The 18,971-nt window shown below is 52.7% G+C and carries 19 protein-coding genes and 1 tRNA gene; 4 read left to right on the top strand and 16 right to left on the bottom strand.

Annotated features, from left to right (window positions below):
• Window positions 1–68: 68 nt before the first annotated feature.
• Complete coding sequence (locus tag OGW16_RS26290) at window positions 69–920, bottom strand: hypothetical protein (protein WP_032950251.1); 852 nt, start codon at window positions 918–920, stop codon at window positions 69–71.
• Between the two features lie 473 nt (window positions 921–1,393).
• On the opposite strand from OGW16_RS26290, the gene OGW16_RS26285 reads away from it, so the two are divergent.
• Window positions 1,394–2,062, top strand: a complete 669-nt coding sequence (locus OGW16_RS26285; RefSeq protein ID WP_125461436.1) for a hypothetical protein — start codon at window positions 1,394–1,396, stop codon at window positions 2,060–2,062.
• Between the two features lie 475 nt (window positions 2,063–2,537).
• On the opposite strand, the gene OGW16_RS26280 is transcribed toward OGW16_RS26285, so the two are convergent.
• A tRNA-Ile gene (locus OGW16_RS26280) sits at window positions 2,538–2,613 on the bottom strand.
• A gap of 125 nt (window positions 2,614–2,738) precedes the next feature.
• Between OGW16_RS26280 and mug the strand changes: the two genes are divergently transcribed.
• Window positions 2,739–3,245 carry a G/U mismatch-specific DNA glycosylase gene (gene mug / locus OGW16_RS26275; protein ID WP_100194860.1) on the top strand — a complete coding sequence of 169 codons (507 nt, stop codon included), beginning with the start codon at window positions 2,739–2,741 and terminating at the stop codon, window positions 3,243–3,245.
• A 44-nt stretch (window positions 3,246–3,289) separates the two neighbouring features.
• Here the strand turns inward: mug and rpoD are convergent, their stop codons facing one another.
• The 3 genes from rpoD to rpsU form a co-directional block, all read right to left on the bottom strand.
• Window positions 3,290–5,134, bottom strand: a complete 1,845-nt coding sequence (gene rpoD, locus OGW16_RS26270; RefSeq protein ID WP_043017666.1) for an RNA polymerase sigma factor RpoD — start codon at window positions 5,132–5,134, stop codon at window positions 3,290–3,292.
• Window positions 5,135–5,493: 359 nt separating this feature from the next.
• Window positions 5,494–7,239, bottom strand: a complete 1,746-nt coding sequence (dnaG, locus tag OGW16_RS26265; RefSeq protein WP_003828467.1) for a DNA primase — start codon at window positions 7,237–7,239, stop codon at window positions 5,494–5,496.
• A gap of 237 nt (window positions 7,240–7,476) precedes the next feature.
• Window positions 7,477–7,692 carry a 30S ribosomal protein S21 gene (gene rpsU / locus OGW16_RS26260; RefSeq protein WP_001144069.1) on the bottom strand — a complete coding sequence of 72 codons (216 nt, stop codon included), beginning with the start codon at window positions 7,690–7,692 and terminating at the stop codon, window positions 7,477–7,479.
• A gap of 236 nt (window positions 7,693–7,928) precedes the next feature.
• Here rpsU and tsaD point away from each other — a divergent pair, with 236 nt between their 5' ends.
• Complete coding sequence (gene tsaD / locus OGW16_RS26255; RefSeq protein WP_003024694.1) at window positions 7,929–8,942, top strand: tRNA (adenosine(37)-N6)-threonylcarbamoyltransferase complex transferase subunit TsaD; 1,014 nt, start codon at window positions 7,929–7,931, stop codon at window positions 8,940–8,942.
• A 48-nt stretch (window positions 8,943–8,990) separates the two neighbouring features.
• Here the strand turns inward: tsaD and ureG are convergent, their stop codons facing one another.
• The 10 genes from ureG to ttdA form a co-directional block, all read right to left on the bottom strand.
• The gene (ureG, locus tag OGW16_RS26250; RefSeq protein WP_047408513.1) at window positions 8,991–9,608 is read right to left on the bottom strand and encodes an urease accessory protein UreG; all 618 of its coding nucleotides are present in this window, start codon (window positions 9,606–9,608) and stop codon (window positions 8,991–8,993) included.
• Between the two features lie 9 nt (window positions 9,609–9,617).
• Window positions 9,618–10,289, bottom strand: coding sequence for an urease accessory protein UreF (locus OGW16_RS26245; RefSeq protein WP_043017664.1), 672 nt, complete (start codon window positions 10,287–10,289; stop codon window positions 9,618–9,620).
• The gene (gene ureE / locus OGW16_RS26240; RefSeq protein ID WP_047408519.1) at window positions 10,289–10,747 is read right to left on the bottom strand and encodes an urease accessory protein UreE; all 459 of its coding nucleotides are present in this window, start codon (window positions 10,745–10,747) and stop codon (window positions 10,289–10,291) included. The genes OGW16_RS26245 and ureE overlap by 1 nt, the downstream gene beginning before the upstream one ends.
• A gap of 9 nt (window positions 10,748–10,756) precedes the next feature.
• Window positions 10,757–12,460: an urease subunit alpha gene (ureC, locus tag OGW16_RS26235; RefSeq protein ID WP_043017662.1), complete on the bottom strand. Its 1,704-nt coding sequence runs from the start codon at window positions 12,458–12,460 to the stop codon at window positions 10,757–10,759.
• Window positions 12,453–12,773, bottom strand: a complete 321-nt coding sequence (locus tag OGW16_RS26230) for an urease subunit beta (RefSeq protein ID WP_047408526.1) — start codon at window positions 12,771–12,773, stop codon at window positions 12,453–12,455. The genes ureC and OGW16_RS26230 overlap by 8 nt, the downstream gene beginning before the upstream one ends.
• Window positions 12,774–12,782: 9 nt before the next feature.
• The gene (locus OGW16_RS26225) at window positions 12,783–13,085 is read right to left on the bottom strand and encodes an urease subunit gamma (protein WP_003024678.1); all 303 of its coding nucleotides are present in this window, start codon (window positions 13,083–13,085) and stop codon (window positions 12,783–12,785) included.
• A 10-nt stretch (window positions 13,086–13,095) separates the two neighbouring features.
• Complete coding sequence (locus OGW16_RS26220; RefSeq protein WP_196781245.1) at window positions 13,096–13,920, bottom strand: urease accessory protein UreD; 825 nt, start codon at window positions 13,918–13,920, stop codon at window positions 13,096–13,098.
• 123 nt (window positions 13,921–14,043) lie between these two features.
• On the bottom strand, window positions 14,044–15,507 hold the full coding sequence (locus tag OGW16_RS26215; protein WP_181231051.1) for an anion permease: 1,464 nt from the start codon (window positions 15,505–15,507) through the stop codon (window positions 14,044–14,046).
• Window positions 15,508–15,555: 48 nt separating this feature from the next.
• On the bottom strand, window positions 15,556–16,161 hold the full coding sequence (gene ttdB / locus OGW16_RS26210) for a L(+)-tartrate dehydratase subunit beta (RefSeq protein WP_003828447.1): 606 nt from the start codon (window positions 16,159–16,161) through the stop codon (window positions 15,556–15,558).
• Window positions 16,158–17,066, bottom strand: coding sequence for a L(+)-tartrate dehydratase subunit alpha (gene ttdA, locus OGW16_RS26205; RefSeq protein WP_016154538.1), 909 nt, complete (start codon window positions 17,064–17,066; stop codon window positions 16,158–16,160). The genes ttdB and ttdA overlap by 4 nt, the downstream gene beginning before the upstream one ends.
• Before the next feature lie 213 nt (window positions 17,067–17,279).
• Between ttdA and ttdR the strand changes: the two genes are divergently transcribed.
• Window positions 17,280–18,221: an L-tartrate utilization transcriptional activator TtdR gene (gene ttdR / locus OGW16_RS26200; protein ID WP_286519342.1), complete on the top strand. Its 942-nt coding sequence runs from the start codon at window positions 17,280–17,282 to the stop codon at window positions 18,219–18,221.
• Between the two features lie 31 nt (window positions 18,222–18,252).
• On the opposite strand, the gene plsY is transcribed toward ttdR, so the two are convergent.
• Window positions 18,253–18,870: a glycerol-3-phosphate 1-O-acyltransferase PlsY gene (plsY, locus tag OGW16_RS26195; RefSeq protein WP_080626360.1), complete on the bottom strand. Its 618-nt coding sequence runs from the start codon at window positions 18,868–18,870 to the stop codon at window positions 18,253–18,255.
• Between the last annotated feature and the right edge of the window lie 101 nt (window positions 18,871–18,971).

The following is an 18,971-nucleotide window of genomic DNA, read 5'->3' as shown; positions in this document are numbered from 1 at the left end:
GCGATCGACGCAAATCGATCGCTTGTAACTTACCACAAGCTAGCACGAAAGAATGGGGGGGGATTTAACTATTTTTCAGGATGTATATTCAGATAGTGCATGACATAAGCAAAATACAGACCTGCATAGTTTTCGACAAGCTGAATAAATGAAGGATAAATCTCAATCAATCCGTCTGCTCTTTCTCTCAGGTAACCAGTGTCCTGGGCAACCTTTATAATCCTGCTGACATGAATCCGTGACACAAAGAATTCTTTGGCCAGTACATTTGATGAATAATTAATGACTGCACCACGACTGGTCAGTTTTTCTATAGCTTGCAAGTAAAGATAAAGCATAATCATTCGCCCGCCATCTTTTTCAATAAATATCCCGACTTCAGGCAGGATTTTTTTGAAGGTTACTCCGCGAAAAAGATATTGGGATGCGCGTTTGAAAAAATCATACCGTGGCGCTTCATCATCCAGTGAATCTACTGAAATATTATATTCAGGGTAGAGCAGATTCAACGGCGAAAACGCGCCAGACATATATCTTTTAAGTTCATCGATTCCTTTTTGCGTTGGCGTGATCAGGATTTTCCTTCTGTCTTCCTGGCTACGCCATGTTTTAATTCTGTTCGTTGTTTTTAATAGCGTAATGATTGCAATAACGCTATTAGGACTGGCGATTTGATATCTGGAGCAGAGCTCTTTAATCTCTGATATACATGATGCCTGGTTACCAAAAACAAAACAACACATTGAGAGTGCGATGTTGAATCTTGATTCCTGAAGCATTACTTTGTAGAACAAAGGTTGTTTCTTATAAATTTTATCATTGATTTGATAGTGTTCTCTTATGGCTTCTTTAAATTTAGGGTTAGCTTTTATAAGGTTTCTTCGATGAAGCAATGCCTCTGGGGAAATTTTTGTTTCCATATGGTAGCCCCTATGTTTAATTATTTAAATAACGTTGGTATATTGGTCCTTTCAGATGGTTAGTCGCCACTTATTATACATTGAGAATAATAATAATACTTTTAATATCTAATCATATTCTGATCATAAGGTGATATTTTATACGGGAAACACGAAGTCTGGTATGCCAACTTTCCAAAAATGGGCTGTAGATTATTGGGTTTATTTTGCAGCGAAATAAGATCAGAAATGTACATGGCAAATAATGATAAGTGATGTGATCTTTATTATCTTTTATACTAAGGGTTAAAGGTAATGGCTTTTTTTGATGTTTTTTGTTGATAATTGTGTGGTCCTCTTGTTTTATGTTTGTTATGCTTGAATTAAGTTTTAAAGCATTGTTTTGTTACATTTATTAGAAAAAGGTAACATTTTTATTATTGGGTAGATTCCTGGTCAATTTTTCATTATAACTATTATTATAGGGAATGAATATGATTTGTAATTCATCTTTGCCTTCAATTAAAAAATATAATCACTATTATATCATCTCTTGTTGTAGTTATGCTTGTGAAGGCGCCACAGCACTTTTCATGCATGAGAGTGAGGCACCTAAGAGAATATCCTGTGACCAGGAGTATCTCTCCGGTGATGAATTGCTATTGTTTCCAGAGAGTGGTGAAGTATGCATTTTTGTGTATCTGAATGGTAATATTGATACTATTCTTAGTGCGCTGAAAAAAACAGCGAGTATTATTTGCAACACAAAGTGTAGTTCATCAGTATATATTATTTCTGATTTTCCTCCTGCATGGGTTAGCTTTATTTTAAGCCCGCTGATTAATAATGAAACCCTTTTGTCAAAAGTTTTTTGCACGGATGCTAATTTATCCTGTGAACAGCTCCTGAGTCAGGACTTTATCAGAGTTGAGTCAATTCTCAGTGAAGGGATTAAATATAAAAACAGAAAAATCAAGAGGTTATCTTTAAGGGAGTTGGCTGTCGCCATCCGTTACTACCGAGGAGAGACAGTGAAAAATTTTTCTCAAACTTTGGGACTCCCGGCAAAGTCTGTATACGTCTATAGAAGAAATGGTGTGGCTAAGCTTACAGCGCTTAAGCAATGGCTAAATAATGAACGTGCTAAACAAAGTTTCAAATAATATGAATGCCTGGTGTCACACCATGGTCCTGTTTGTTTTGTCTACAAATTCAGATTCTATCAATCTTTTTATCTGAGATGATAGAGCGCTGGGCTTGTAATCACGATTATATATGCACCAAAAATAATATCAGATAGATATTATTTTTGTGAATCCCCTACGTCCATTACCGGAGCGTAATGATTTTTCACGCTGAGATCCCGTAGGAATAAATCTGACGGCCTGCAGATCATAGAACAATCGCTGGCGTTGCTTCCGCTCACCCGACGACAGATTATTCTTCAAAGTATTCATGTATGAGCCGGCAGAAGCCGGGGCCATCAACGTACCGATCGATAAACTGCATGACATCATCGCCCTGCACTTTACGCGAACGCTGGCAGCGAGATGAACAGGACTCGGAGGCAATAACTTTCCTGACCCAAATGGCACCCAAAGAAAAAGGACCTGCGATTTCTCGCAAGTCCTTGAAGTTTGGTGGCCCCTGCTGGACTTGAACCAGCGACCAAGCGATTATGAGTCGCCTGCTCTAACCACTGAGCTAAGGGGCCGTGGCGGTGGATTATAAAGTAACTCTGCGTTGCAATCCAGACATAAGCGTACGGATGCTGTTTTTATAAACAATGTATTTTCAGTCCGTTATACTTGTTCCCTTGATGTATTGTTCGGAGTAATTATGGTTAAGGACATACTGGCGCCGGGGCTACGGGTGGTGTTTTGCGGCATTAACCCAGGGCTGTCTTCCGCAGGTACAGGATTCCCCTTTGCACACCCCGCTAATCGCTTCTGGAAGGTCATCCATCAGGCGGGATTTACCGATCGTCAGCTAAAACCTGAAGAGGCACAGCACCTGCTGGACTTCCGCTGCGGCGTGACTAAATTTGTCGACAGACCAACGGTGCAAGCCAATGAGGTGAAGCCGCAGGAGATGCGTAGCGGCGGTCGTCTGCTCATTGAGAAAATTGAGGAGTATCAGCCTGCAGCGCTCGCGATCCTTGGCAAGCAGGCATTTGAGCAGGGTCTTAGCCAGCGTGGGGCGCAGTGGGGGAAACAGACGCTGACCATTGGCGCGACGCAAATATGGGTATTGCCGAATCCCAGCGGGTTAAGCCGGATCACGCTGGATAAACTGGTGGAGGCGTATCGGGAAGTGAATGACGCCTTGCTCAGGCGAGGACTATAAAGAAAAACGCCACCTTGCGGTGGCGTTATGCTTATGCGGCGAGATTAATCGTCGAGGAAGCTACGCAGTACTTCAGAGCGGCTCGGGTGACGCAGTTTACGCAGCGCCTTCGCTTCGATCTGACGGATACGTTCACGGGTAACGTCGAACTGTTTACCCACTTCTTCCAGCGTGTGGTCGGTATTCATATCGATACCGAAACGCATACGCAGAACTTTCGCTTCACGGGCGGTCAGGCCAGCCAGCACGTCGTGCGTTGCGGCACGCAGGCTCTCGGTGGTCGCAGAGTCCAGCGGCAGCTCGAGGGTGGTATCCTCGATGAAATCACCCAGATGCGAATCTTCATCGTCGCCGATCGGCGTTTCCATGGAGATAGGCTCTTTAGCGATCTTCAGCACTTTACGGATCTTGTCTTCCGGCATTAGCATGCGTTCAGCCAGTTCTTCCGGCGTCGGCTCGCGGCCCATCTCTTGCAGCATCTGACGGGAGATACGGTTGAGCTTGTTGATGGTCTCAATCATATGTACCGGGATACGGATGGTACGCGCCTGATCCGCGATCGAACGGGTGATCGCCTGACGGATCCACCAGGTTGCATAGGTGGAGAACTTGTAACCACGACGGTATTCAAACTTATCAACCGCTTTCATCAGACCGATGTTACCTTCCTGAATCAGATCCAGGAACTGCAGACCACGGTTGGTGTACTTTTTGGCGATAGAGATAACCAGACGTAAGTTCGCTTCAACCATCTCTTTTTTCGCACGACGGGCTTTCGCCTCACCGATGGACATGCGACGGTTGATATCTTTAACCTGCTCGATGGTCAGGCCGGTTTCTTCTTCAATCTGCTGCAGCTTCTGCAGGCCGCGGTGAACATCATCTGCTACATCGTGCAGTTTTTCAGACCACGGTTTGTTCATCGCGATTGCCGCGTTGAACCAGGTTTCGCTGGTTTCATTGCCAGTGAACAGAGTGATGAAGTTTTTCTTCGGCATTTTGCACTGCTCAACGCAGAGCTTCATGATCAGACGTTCCTGAGTACGCACGCGGTCCATCATGACGCGCATGCTGTTTACCAGGTAGTCGAACTGCTTCGGCACCAGGCGGAACTGTTTGAACACTTCAGACAGCTTCTGAATTTCTTCCTGCGCGGCAGCATGACTGCGGCCTTTCGCTTTGATGGTGTCGCGAGTGATTTCGTACTGAGTACGCAGTTCACCAAATTTTTCACGCGCTAATTCAGGATCGATGCTGTTGTCGTCATCGCTGCTGTCGTCGTCTTCTTCTTCATCTTCGTCTTCATCGTCATCCAACTCTTCCTGAGAGAGTTCAGAACCGACGTGCGTCGCCGTTGGCGCCATGTCTTCTTCCGCGTTCGGATCGACAAAGCCGGTGATCAGATCGGAAAGACGCGCTTCTTCAGCTTCTACGCGATCGTATTGCTCAAGCAGGTAGGTGATGGCTTCCGGGTATTCGGCAACGGAGCATTGAACCTGGTTAATCCCGTCTTCGATGCGTTTAGCGATGTCGATTTCGCCTTCACGGGTTAACAGTTCAACGGTACCCATTTCACGCATGTACATGCGAACCGGGTCAGTTGTACGACCGATTTCGGACTCAACGCTGGACAGAACCTGGGCAGCCGCTTCTTCCGCGTCTTCATCGGTGCTGTTGGAGGTTTCAGCAAGCAGCAGATCATCGGCATCAGGTGCTTCTTCCATCACCTGAATACCCATGTCATTGATCATTTGGATGATGTCTTCGATTTGATCTGAATCGACGATATCTTCCGGCAGATGGTCATTGACCTCGGCATAGGTCAGATAGCCTTGCTCCTTACCACGTTGGACAAGAAGCTTCAGCTGTGACTGCGGGTTTTGCTCCATAAGACGGTATCCACACTTAATTCGTTTGATTGGTGTTGGGCGGTAAAACCGCCAACGGCAAAACGAGGGCATACTTATATTTTGCCGCTGCCTCTCCGTGCGGCTGTCGGGGGCTTCCCGATCGATATTCGGCAGTTAAGCCGTTAAATACTTCATCCTTCACGTTGTCTCTGCGTTAGCTGCGTTCGTTACTCGGCTCATCCTGAGCCTCGCCCCTTACGGGGCCGCCGCAAGCAGCGTTCAAATCCGCTCCCGGCGGATTTGTCATCCTGGTCATGTACTTATGTACACTCCCTGGCGTTCGTTCACTTGCTGCCTTGATACAACGCGAATGATTTTGTCTTTGTTTTGTCTTTCGCTTATTTCTTGGCCAGTTCCTGGTTCAGCGTCCAGAGTTCCCGGCGTTCTTCGCTGCTTAAACCGTGTGTGCGCTCACGAGCTATCAACTCTTCCTGGCGCAGTTCAAGCATCGAATCAAACATATGGTTGAGTGAGTCGGTGAAGGTTTTTTCTGCGATATCTTTATCTGCTATATCGTCCCACATCGACAGTTTTTCAAGGGTCGCAGCATCATTTGTGCCACGATAGTGTTCTAAAAGTTGCCCGGTAGTCAGACCTGGCTGAGCCAGACAAGTGTTGACCAGTTCTCTGAATAAGCCAAGACCAGGCAGCTTATTGCTATCCAGTGCGCCTAACGGTGGAACCAGCGGGGCGAGGCCCGGATTCTGCACCAGCAACCCTATAAGTATACGCATGGTCGTACGTTTTAGCTGTGGAACAGGACGGGAAGCTCCATTTTCTGCCAGTTTTGGCATTAAACGTTCAAGCTGGCTGTCATCCAGAATGCCGAGCTTGTTTCCCAACTCCTGTCGCAGATAAATGCGCAACGTTTCGCCTGGTACCTGAGTAATCAGCGGTAATGCCAGCGTGCTGAGCTGTGCGCGTCCGTCCGGGGTACTCAAATCCACCTGTGGCAACAGGCTATTAAATAAAAACGCGGAGAGCGGCAACGCCTGCTCCATCCGGGCTTCAAAGGCCTCTTTCCCTTCTTTACGCACCAGCGTATCGGGGTCTTCGCCGTCAGGTAAAAACATAAAGCGTAGCTGGCGTCCGTCTGTCATATAGGGCAGTGCGGTTTCCAGCGCGCGCCATGCTGCATCGCGTCCGGCACGGTCGCCGTCGTAACAGCAAATTACGTTGTTCGTCGCGCGGAACAACAACTGGATGTGATCTGCGGTGGTTGACGTCCCAAGGGATGCCACGGCGTAGTTAATGCCGTATTGCGCCAGCGCCACCACATCCATATAGCCTTCTACCACTAACAGGCGCTGCGGATCGGCGTTATCCTGCTGGGCTTCATAAAGGCCATACAGCTGGCGACCTTTATGGAAAATATCGGTTTCCGGGGAGTTGAGATACTTCGGCAGGGCATCGCCCAGCACGCGTCCACCAAAACCAATGACCCGACCGCGTTTGTCGCGGATGGGGAACATCACCCGTTCGCGGAAGCGATCGTAACTGCGTCCTTGATCGTTGGTGACCAACATCCCCGCATCGACCAGCGATTTGCGATTCTCAGCATTGCCGCCAAACCGTTTCAGGACGTTGTCCCAGCCGGGGGGCGCAAAACCAATAGCAAAACGGGTGATAACGTCGCTACTTAATCCGCGCTTTTCCAGGTACTGGCGCGCGGGGGTAGCGGCGGGTTGCATCAAAGACTGTTGATAAAAAGTGTTCAGGCCGTCCATCAATTGATAAAGGCTTTGCCGTTGATGGCGCTCTATCTGACTGGGGCCACTGCCTGCTTCATAGGGCACTTCAAGGTTGTGCATTGCGGCCAATTCTTCGACGGTTTCCACAAACTCGAGCTTGTCGTAGTTCATGAGAAAGTCGACGGCGTTGCCATGCGCGCCACACCCAAAGCAGTGATAAAACTGTTTTTCACCGTTTACGGTGAAAGAGGGGGTTTTTTCGTTATGGAACGGACAGCACGCGTGATAATTTTTGCCCTGCTTTTTCAGCTTCACCCGTGCGTCGATGAGATCGACGATGTCGGTTCTTGCCAGCAGGTCATTAATAAAAACGCGAGGAATTCGTCCAGCCATAAGCCCCTGTTTTTTGATGACTCATATACACAAAATCATTCAGGATGCATCAAGGCGGCAATGGAGCGAATCCTCAGGAGCGTACATAAGTACGTGACTGGGGTGAACGACTGCAGCCAACGCAGAGGCAGCTTGAATGATGACGTGTATAAACGAAAATAAGCCGCGCATTCCTTCCGGAAGCACGGCCTTACAACTACAACTCAGTCTGAATTGAGAGCTTTAGCTCTCAATGGATTAGTACAGACGAGTACGGCGTGCGTTTTCGCGAGCCAGTTTCTTCGCGTGACGTTTCACAGCAGAAGCTTTAGCGCGCTTACGTTCGGTAGTCGGTTTTTCATAGAACTCACGACGACGAACTTCCGCCAGAACACCTGCTTTTTCGCATGAACGCTTGAAGCGACGCAGTGCTACGTCGAACGGCTCGTTTTCACGTACTTTAATTACCGGCATGTAACTCTCACCTTTAATAAATTCGGTTTGCCGCTGGCATCAACGCCAGCTTATTTCAAAATGGTGCGGAATTTTACTGCAATTGCTGCTGCTTTGTAAAGCACCGACGCGATTTTGAAAGGGACTTTTATAAGGACAAGGAGTATACACGAGCGAAACTCCTGGGGCGAACAAAGTTTTACATCAACCCGCATTGGTCCTACACTGCGCGGTAATAAAGCGAGGTAAAACAAGTCATGCGTGTACTGGGTATTGAAACGTCCTGCGATGAAACCGGCATCGCCATTTACGACGATGAAAAAGGTCTTTTAGCCAACCAATTGTATAGTCAGGTGAAATTACACGCTGACTACGGCGGCGTAGTGCCAGAACTGGCCTCGCGCGATCACGTACGTAAAACCGTACCGCTGATCCAGGCCGCGCTGAAAGAAGCGGGGCTGACGGCAAAAGAGATTGATGCGGTAGCGTATACCGCAGGTCCTGGTTTGGTTGGCGCGCTGCTGGTTGGCGCAACCGTAGGACGTTCGCTGGCGTTCGCCTGGGGCGTGCCGGCAATTCCTGTGCACCATATGGAAGGGCATCTGCTGGCGCCGATGCTGGAAGATAATCCTCCTGCTTTCCCGTTTGTCGCGCTGCTGGTTTCCGGCGGTCACACGCAGTTGATCAGCGTCACCGGTATCGGTCAGTATGAATTACTCGGCGAATCGATTGATGATGCCGCTGGCGAAGCGTTCGACAAAACAGCCAAGCTGCTGGGGCTGGATTATCCTGGCGGCCCAATGCTGTCAAAGCTGGCTTCGCAAGGCGTTGAAAAACGTTTTGTTTTCCCGCGTCCAATGACCGACCGTCCGGGGCTGGATTTCAGCTTCTCCGGTCTGAAAACATTCGCTGCGAATACCATTCGTAATAACGAAAATGACGATCAGACCCGCGCAGATATCGCCCGTGCGTTTGAAGATGCGGTGGTTGATACGTTGATGATCAAGTGCAAACGCGCGCTGGATCAAACCGGTTTTAAACGTCTGGTGATGGCGGGGGGCGTGAGTGCGAACCGTACGCTGCGCGCAAAACTGGCAGAGATGATGCAAAAACGTCGTGGCGAAGTGTTTTATGCGCGTCCGGAATTTTGCACCGATAACGGGGCGATGATCGCCTACGCGGGCATGGTGCGTTTTAAAGCGGGCGCAACGGCGGATCTTGGCGTGACCGTGCGTCCACGCTGGCCGCTGGCGGAATTACCGGCAGCATAAGTTCACAATATCGTAGGCCCGGTATGCGTAGCGCCACCGGGCAATACGCTACATCCGCAGCATTCCTTTCTCTTCCAGAAACGCGATAATTTTTTCCAGGCCATCTCCGGACTTTAAATTACTAAACGTCCATGGACGCTCGCCGCGCATGCGTAAGGTATCGCGCTCCATCACCTCCAGCGAGGCGCCCACATAAGGGGCCAAATCGGTTTTATTGATCACCAGAAAATCGGATTTGGTGATCCCCGGCCCGCCTTTACGCGGGATCTTCTCGCCTTCAGCAACGTCGATCACATAGATCGTCAGATCCGCGAGTTCCGGGCTGAAGGTGGCGCTCAGATTATCGCCGCCGCTTTCCACAAAAATCAGATCCAGATTGCCGAATTTCTCACTCAGCGCTTCTACGGCAGCCAGATTCATCGATGCATCTTCACGGATGGCGGTATGCGGACAGCCGCCGGTTTCCACGCCGACGATCCTGTCCGGTTCCAGTGCGCCTGCCTCGGTGAGAATGCGCTGATCTTCTTTGGTGTAGATATCGTTGGTCACCACCGCCAACTGATAGCTCTTGCGCATGGCTTTGCATAACGCTTCCAGCAGCGCCGTTTTGCCCGAGCCAACCGGGCCGCCAACGCCCACACGCAGGGGATGCTTGTTATTACTCATTTTTTCTCCTCAGGAGCGGAATAATCGGGAATATTGGGTTTCATGCCGGGCAGACGCGATAGCGGCCAGCGGCGTTGCGGAGCCGAGGCTGGCGTCAGGACACGCCAGCGCCTGTGCCAGACCCTGCGCATAGCGATCGCAGAGCGCAATAATCAAACGCTGGGCCGCCTGTTGTCCAAAGGGAACCAGCTTGACGCCGGCCATGACAGCGCTCTCAATCCAGCTGTAGCCGAGGCTTAACGCCAACTGCGTCAGGGGGATTTTCCAGCGCACGCCCAGCCAGGCCATGCCGCAGAGTTGGCTGTCGATAAAGAGCGCGCGCCACTCCCGCGAGCAGTCCGCTTCCCAGTCGGTGACCAGCCGTGTAAACGCCGCGCCCCGACTGCGTTCTTCATCTCGTAATTCGCGGGTTTCGCGACAGGCCAACAGGTAAGCGCTCCAGCGGCGTGCGGCGGCGAGATCGTCCTGCTCGCAGGCGCGATACAGTCTTGCCAGCAGCGGCAGGTCGACGGTAAAAAAGTTCTGCTCCATCTGCTGGATTTGCCAGGCAGAGAAGTCATCGACGCTTTTCACCCAGCCGATTTCCACCGCCCATTCCAGGCCCTGGGACCAGGTAAACGACCCCACCGGGAGAGCGCTGCTGGCGAGCTGCATCAGACGTAGCTGTTGGGTGTTATGCATCAGTGCGCATGGCCGTGATGATGCCCATGTGATTCGCTGGCATAAGCGCCTGCTTCAGGTTCAAACGGCAACTGGGCGAACGTCACCTCAAGATTGAACTGGCGCAGCATGTCGTCCAGCACATGATCGTGATGGTAGCGTAGTTGGTCGGGGAGAATTTGCAGTGGAACGTGACGATTGCCGAGGTGATAACAGGCTTTGGCGAGCAGAAAAGGATCGGCGCAGCTCACCACGGAAACCGACTCCGGCGCGGCGATCACTTCGATCACTTCGCTGCCATCTTCGGTACTTAGCAGATCGCCGCCGCGCAGCAGCAAACCACGCGGTAGCATTAGCCCGGCTTCGCGACCGTCGTTCAGCGCCACTCTGGCGCGACTTTTAACCCGAACATCAATGGGTAGCGTGACGCTTGCGGTGGCGCGGTGGGCGTGGTCAAGGCGTTGGGTCAGGTAGATCATCGTCACTCCTCAAAACAGAAAATAGCGTTGCGCCATCGGCAAAACGTCTGCCGGTTCGCTGGTGATAAGTTCGCCATCAATACGCACCTCGTAGGTCTGAGCATCGACGGTGATATTGGGTTGCAGGCCGTTGTGGATCATGTCGGCCTTTTTCACCGTCCGGCAGCCTTTGACGACGGCGATAGTGCTTCGCAAACCGAGCTGCTGCGGGATGTTTTGCGCGTCAGCTGCTTGCGAAATAAAGGTCAGCCGGGTGTGATGCCGCGCTGCGCCAAGTGCGCCGAACATCATGCGGTAATGCACCGGCTGCGGGGTGGGGATCGAGGCGTTGATGTCGCCCATCGGCGCGCAGGCGATCATCCCGCCCTTGACGATCGTCGCCGGTTTTACGCCAAAAAAGGCGGGCGACCACAGCACCAGATCGGCCAGTTTGCCAGGCTCAACGGAGCCAACTTCATGGGCGATACCATGGGTTAACGCTGGATTGATGGTGTATTTAGCAACGTAGCGTTTAACGCGCTGGTTGTCGTTGTCGCCAGTTTCTTCTGCCAACGGACCACGCTGAACTTTCATGCGATGTGCCACCTGCCAGGTGCGCAGGATCACTTCGCCCACGCGCCCCATCGCCTGTGAATCGGACGAAGTCAGGGAAAACGCGCCAATGTCATGCAGAACATCTTCGGCAGCGATCGTTTCCCGGCGAATGCGTGATTCGGCAAAGGCTACGTCTTCGGCAATATCCGGGTCGAGGTGGTGGCAAACCATCAGCATGTCGAGATGCTCGTCGATGGTGTTGACGGTATAGGGCAGCGTCGGGTTAGTGGAGGAGGGCAGAATATTCGGATGTGCGCAGGCGGTGATGATATCCGGCGCATGGCCGCCGCCCGCGCCTTCGGTGTGGAAGGTATGAATGGTGCGATCGCCAATCGCCGCCAGCGTATCTTCAACGAAACCGGACTCATTGAGCGTGTCGCTGTGCAGCGCTACCTGGATGTCCATTTCGTCGGCCACGGTTAGCGCGCAGTCGATAGCGGCAGGCGTGGCGCCCCAGTCTTCATGGATTTTCAGGCCAATTGCCCCCGCGCTGATTTGCTCGCGCAGGGCGTCAGGATTTGAGCCGTTGCCTTTGCCCAGCAAACCGATGTTAACCGGCAATGCGTCTGCCGCCTGCAGCATACGCGCGATGTACCACGGGCCCGGCGTGCAGGTGGTGGCGTGAGTTCCTGCCGCCGGACCGGTGCCGCCGCCGATCATCGTCGTCACGCCGGAAACCAGCGCCTCCTGGGCCTGCTGTGGGCAGATCCAGTGAATATGCGTATCTACGCCGCCCGCAGTGACGATCTTGCCTTCCCCGGCGATGACTTCAGTTCCCACGCCTATCGGGATCGTGACGTTGGGCTGAATATCGGGATTACCCGCTTTGCCGATGGCGAAGATCCTGCCGGCTTTGATACCGATATCCGCTTTCACGATCCCCCAGTGATCGACGATTAGTGCGTTGGTAATCACCAGATCCACACACGCTTGCGCGCGCATTTGGCCCTGGCCCATGCCGTCGCGGATCACTTTTCCGCCGCCAAATTTGACCTCTTCGCCGTAAGTGGTGAAGTCTTTTTCCACCTCGATCCACAGGTCGGTATCCGCCAGGCGCACTTTATCGCCGGTGGTTGGGCCAAACATGTCGGCATACGCTTGCCGGGAAATTTCACTCATTATCTGCCTCCAGCGCGCCCATCACTTCGCTGCGAAAGCCCACGATCCTTTGTGCGCCGGCTACATGCACCAGTTCGACTTCGCGTTTTTGCCCCGGCTCAAAACGTACCGCTGTGCCCGCCGCAATGTTCAGACGAAAGCCACGTGCGGCCAGCCTGTCAAAATGTAGCGCCGGGTTCACCTCGTAAAAGTGATAGTGCGATCCCACCTGGATGGGTCTGTCGCCATGATTTTCCACCACGATCGTGCAGGTCTCCCGTCCCTGATTGAGCGCGATATTGCCTTTTGCGATCTGATATTCACCTGGGATCATTGCCGCTCCTTAGACGATCGGATTGTGGACGGTGACCAGCTTCGAACCGTCCGGAAAGGTGGCTTCAACCTGAATATCCGGGATCATTTCCGGCACGCCTTCCATCACCTGATCGCGGCGCAGGACGTGACGCCCGTCCTCCATCAGCGCGGCCACGGTTTGCCCGTCGCGTGCCCCTTCCATGATGAAAGCGCTAATCAGCGCCACCGATTCCGGGTAGTTCAGCTTAAGCCCGCGGGCCAGGCGACGTTCCGCCACCAGCGCGGCGGTAAACAGCAACAGCTTGTCTTTTTCTCTGGGGGTCAGTTCCATAAGGATTCTCTTAGGTTTGCCAGATTCGCGGTAGTACGGGCGCTTTGTGCGTCAGCAGCGGGCGCAGAAATTGCCAGATGTCACGCATAACGCGCTGAACAACCAGGTTGTCGTCGGCAAGAAAGCGAATTGTCAGCAGCGAGTCGTTAAGCGTTGCCCCGGCGTAATCGCCAAGTGACGTAAGCCGCTCGCGGGTGCCCTCCAGCATGAGTTCGCTGGCCGGATAACACAGTAACGTGCCGACCCAGGGAAAGTGCGCGACGCCGCTCAGATTCCCCTCTCGCAATTGCAAGCGTTCTATCAGCAGCGGCTGCCCATCCCGCCACACTTCCAGACGGTTTTGCAGCGTGCCGTGGCTGAAGACTTCCTGCATAACCGGTCGCCCAAGACACAGCAGATCCCAGGCCAGCAGGTGGCTTGCGGATGTCAGATGAAAGACGGTCTGAATAGCGGCGTTGGCACCGGGAAAGAGGATCGTATCCTGCGGCAGCCACTCCAGCGTGGCGTGTGAGGCAAGCGTGAAATGCTGGCGCAACAATGCCTGTGGTCCGCGGCTGCGATAAAATTTTCCCGCGCCTGGCTGGGTGATTAACGCGTGGCTGTTTTCGTCGAGCGTTACGGCGATATGGAGCTCATCCCCGCCGACGATCCCCGCCGGTGGATGAAGCAAATAGAGATGGCAAACGTCCTCTTCCGGGTAAAACGGGCGCTGAACCGTCAATGGACCCTGATGGCGCGCCGAGACGAGCACCGTTTTGTGCCCGGTGCGGGTAAAATGCAGATCCAGTTCGGCCTGCCAGCCCCGTGTGAGTGTCTCGTGCGCAACCGTGTCCAGAGCGTTTCCCTTATCAGCATGAGGGTGTTTGCATACAAAAAAGTATGCCTCAGCGCATCGGGAAATCGATCATATGAGAAGCTTATGGATAAAGGGGCGGCAATACGCCGCCCCACCAGAGTCTTACAGTAAAACGAGGGGCATCCAGACCAGACCGGTAATCACCAGCAGCACGAGGAAAATCAGGCCAAAAATAGCACCGAGTCGCCAGTAATCCGCCGTTGGCAAATAGCCGCTGCCATAGTAGATAGGGCTGGGACCGGTGGCGTACGGGGTCAGAATGCTTCCGAGGCCAATGGCTGCGCCGACCATCAGGCAGAAGACCGGAAGCGGGATTTCCGGCATTGCCAGCGCGGCGGCAATCATCATCGGCGCCAGGGCGGAGGTATACGCCGTGGCGCTGGCAAAGAAGTAGCGCAGCAGATAGAAAACCACGATCAGCGCCACCATCACCATCATTGGCGAATAGCCGCTCAGCCCGTTTGCCAGCAGCTTGCCAAACCAGGTAATAAAACCGGTGTTATTGAGCCCGGTGGCCAGCGTGATCAGCGAGGCCAGCCAGAAAAAGACGTTCCACGCGGCTTTATTGCTGATAATGTCATCCCAGCTAATGATGCGCTGTACCAGCATCAACGCCACCACGCTGTATCCGACCATCGCAGCGTCAATGTAATCGCCGCCGAAGATCCACAGCACCAGCGCGCCGACCATCAGCACCAGCATCTTTTTCTCGCGAGCGCAGAGCGGTCCCATCGCTTTTAGCTCCGCATCCGCCCAGCGCGGAACCTGATCGCCGGATTTCAGCACTGGTGGATACAACACGTACGCCAGCCAGGGCACAATCAGCACCAGTAAAATGCTCAGCGGCAGCATGCCTAAGAACCAGTCGCCCCAGCTCAGCGCCGTGTGGGAGGCTCCTTTCATCAGGCCGATCAACAGCAGGTTCGGTGCCATCGCCGTTAAGAAAATAGCGCTGGTAACGCAGTCGGCGACAATGCCCATCCACATGATATATGAGCCAATGGAGCGTGAACTGGCGCTATTGGGCTGTGAGTTATACAGCGGCGGCAGGTTGCGGATAATCGGGTAGATTATTCCGGCTCCGCGCGCGGAGTTGGAAGGCGTGACGGGGGCGAGGATAAGCTCAGAGAACATCACCGCATAGCCGAGAAACAGCGTCCGGTGCCCCATCTTTTTCACCAGCATCAGCGCGATACGCCGCCCAAGCCCGGTTTTCTCATAGCCGGTACCAAACATAAAGGCCGCGAAGATCAGCCAGATGACCGAGTTTGAAAAGCCAGATACCGCCCACGACAGCGATTTGGCGGTAAATTTAAAACCGTCCTGCGCGAGTTGCTCCGGGCTGAACAGCAGCCATGGCGAAAGGACGGCGATGATCGAAATACCAATCATCGCCACCACCGCGCCCGGTACAGGTTCCAGAATAAGCCCGACAATCACACCGGTAAAGACGGCAAAATAGAGCCAGGTGTGGCTCTCGAGACCGGTGGGAACGGGCAGAACAGCAATAATGGCGATGACCACCAGCGGAGCCAGGTATCGCCACCAACCAGCTAAAGGTGCCATTGTTGTATCCCTACGAAAGGGGAGAGGCGCAGCGCCTCTCCGGGAGGGTTATTTGATGTAGTGCACGTGCTCGCAGATTTCATCGACGATAGGATCGCGACGTTCAGCGAACAGTTTTTTGTTTTCGGCGATCAGGTTGTTACCGTGGGTATCGATGGAAACGATCAGCGGGCCGAACTCTTTTACCCGACACACCCACAGGGACTCCGGCATGCCGAGTTCCGTCCAGTGCACTTCTTCGATCTCCTCAACCTGGGTTGCCGCCACGACCGCACAGCCTGCCGGGAAGATGACGTGTAGCGCTTTAAACTGCTTGCAGCCTTCTTCTGTCAGCGGTCCCATGCCGCCCTTGCCGACCACCAGCTTGACGCCAGTCTGTTCGATAAAGTCTTTCTCAAACGCTTCCATACGCATGCTGGTGGTTGGGCCGACGGAGACCATCTCCCATTTCTCACCGTTCTTACGTACGATTGGGCCTGCGTGGAAAATGGCTTTGCCGTTCAGGTCATAAGGAATCGGGCGCTTCAGTTCGATCAGGCGACGGTGGCAAACGTCACGGCAGGTCACCAGCGTACCCGTCAGGTAAATAACATCGCCAACGCGAATGTCTGCCAGATCTTCGGCTTTGATCGGGGTTGTGAGGATCTTTTTCATAACGCGCTCCGGGTGTGAGACAGGTTTTCGAAGGAGAGGTCTGCATGAACCAACAGCGTGCCGCGGCGGTGCGCCCAGCAGCCGGTAGAGACGGCAACGCCGATAGTCGACGGATGGCGTGCGGCGGATTCGATATGCACGCCCATTACCGAGCTATTCCCGGTCAACCCTTGTGGACCAATACCCAGACGGTTAAGCCCTTCTTCCAGACGCAGTTCCAGTTCGGCCGCTTTCGGATTCGGATGACGTGATCCGATAGGGCGCAGCACCGCTTTACGAGATAGAACAGCGGCGGTTTCTACAGAGGTGGCAATACCTACGCCCACCAGCACCGGCGGACAGGCGTTGACTGCCAGCGTGGAGATATTTTCGAAGACAAATTTCACCACGCCTTCGTAACCTTCAGAAGGCATTAACACTTTCGAGCGTCCCGGCAGCGTACAGCCGCCGCCTGCCATGTAGACTTCGATTTCCGCGTCATCATTATCAGGAATGATGTCCCAGGTGACCCACGGCACACCGGTACCGGTATTTTTGCCGGTATTCACTTCATCAAAAATCTCGACAGCGTTATGGCGCAACGGCGCTTTTACCGTGGCGTCTTCAACGGCCTGCTTCAGGATGCTTTGCAGTTCGCCGAGGAGTGGAAAACGGGAACCAACCTTCACAAAAAACATAATCTCGCCGGTGTCCTGACAGGCAGGACGGTTCAGGTCGATAGCCTTCTGCATGTTGTCAAACATGGTGTGGTAGATGATTTTACCCATCGGCGAGGTTTCGCCTTCACGCAGCTGCTTTAATTTATCCACGACGTCGTCGGGCATGCGGGTAGAAATCATGGCGGTAAAGTCCGCGACAATGTTCGTCAGCGTAGTTATCGCATTTTGGTTATTTTGATTGCTCATCTTGTTAACTCCAGTTCTTTTGTTTGTCTGGAAATAAATTCTCCGTCACAAACTACCATTAAAAGTGTGGTTTTATATTATTTGCCACTGTGAATATCCAATTAACAGTTCGTGAATGATGTCCGGATAAGACAATAAAAATTGCGCAAAGGCAGGGTTTAATACGCATGAGGGAATTACACTGCGGTTAACAACATTACGGATCTACCGATCATGCTGAACACGTATCCCCTGGCGAAAGACCTGCAGGTGCTGGTCGAAATTGTGCGTAGCGGCAGCTTCAGCGCCGCCGCAGCGACGCTTGGCCAAACGCCGGCGTTTGTGACGAAACGCATTCAGATCCTTGAGGCCACGCTGGGAGCGACGCTGCTAAGCCGCTCTGCGCGCGGTGTGGCATTAACGGAGAGTGGTCAACGTTGCTATGAACATGCGCAGGCTATTCTTGCGGGCTATCAGCATCTGGTCGATGACGTCACGCAGCTCAAAACACGCCCGGCAGGGATGATTCGTATCGGCTGTAGCTTTGGTTTTGGGCGCAGTTATATTGCACCGGCAATTACCGAATTGATGCATAGCTATCCTGAATTACAGGTGCATTTTGAACTTTACGATCGGCAAATTGATTTGGCACAGGATAATATTGATTTGGATATTCGTATTAATGACGAAATTCCTGATTATTATATTGCGCATTTGTTAACGAAAAACAGAAGAATATTATGTGCAGCACCGATGTATTTACAAAAATACGGCAAACCGATGACGCTACAGGAATTAAGCCGGCATGATTGTCTGGTTACCAAAGAACGCGATATGACTCACGGGGTGTGGGACCTGGATAACGGCAAGGAGAAAAAGTCGATCAAGGTAGCGGGTCATCTTTCCTCTAACAGCGGTGAGATTGTGCTGCAGTGGGCGCTTCAGGGGAAAGGGATTATGCTGCGTTCCGAATGGGACCTGCAGCCGTTTCTGGCAAGCGGTGAACTGGTGCGTGTGCTGCCGGACTATGCGCAAAGCGCCAATATCTGGGCGGTTTATCAGGAGCCGCTGTATCGCAGCGTGAAGCTGCGCGTGTGCGTGGAGTTTCTGGCGACGTGGTGTCAGAACCGTTTAGGCAAACCGGTGGAGGGGTATCACATCCCTCAAGCCGGATAAGACGCCGTCGCGTCGCTATCCGACATCGAAATCACTCGGGATCTCTTTCGCGCTTTTTCTTCAGCTTGGTCCAGATCTTTGGTTCCTGACGACGCCACAGACGCTGAATGTTGTCATGGTGACGTAGCAGAATTAAGCACGACAGCATAGACACCGGGAACGTGAACTGGGGATTGAACCACCAGACGTAGAAGGGGGCGATCAGCGCGCTGACGATAGCGCCTAACGACGAATAGCCGCTTAATAAGACGGTCAGCAGCCAGGTTCCGGCCATCACGCCGGTTAAGTCCCAACCAATCGGCGCAATTGCGCCAAAGGCGGTGGCAACGCCTTTCCCACCTTTAAAGCCGAAGAATACTGGCCAGATGTGTCCCATACAGGCGGCGATCGCGATCAATCCCAGCCAGAAGGGGCTGACGCCTAGCGCATAGGCACCCCAGACGGGTAACATACCTTTCAGGACGTCGAAAATTAGTACCGCGACGGCGGCTCCCTTGCCACCAATGCGCAATACGTTCGTCGCGCCCGGATTCCCAGAGCCGCTGTCGCGCGGGTCCGGCAATCCAGCAAGGCGGCATACCAGAATAGCACTGGAAATTGAGCCACAGAGGTACGCGAAGATAATCATTCCAGGCGCGATTGCACTCATAAGCTGTTCCGTTTTGAAAATGTCGTGTAAAACGCTACTTCTGTGGATAATACGCATATTTCGCCGGAAGTGGTATCCGGGTTAGCCAAAAAGCAGGCAGG

The organism is Citrobacter sp. Ce104 (genome assembly GCF_030334595.1).
In the GTDB taxonomy this organism is placed as follows: Bacteria; Pseudomonadota; Gammaproteobacteria; order Enterobacterales; family Enterobacteriaceae; genus Citrobacter; species Citrobacter europaeus.
This window is presented reverse-complemented; position numbering and strand designations above follow the sequence as displayed.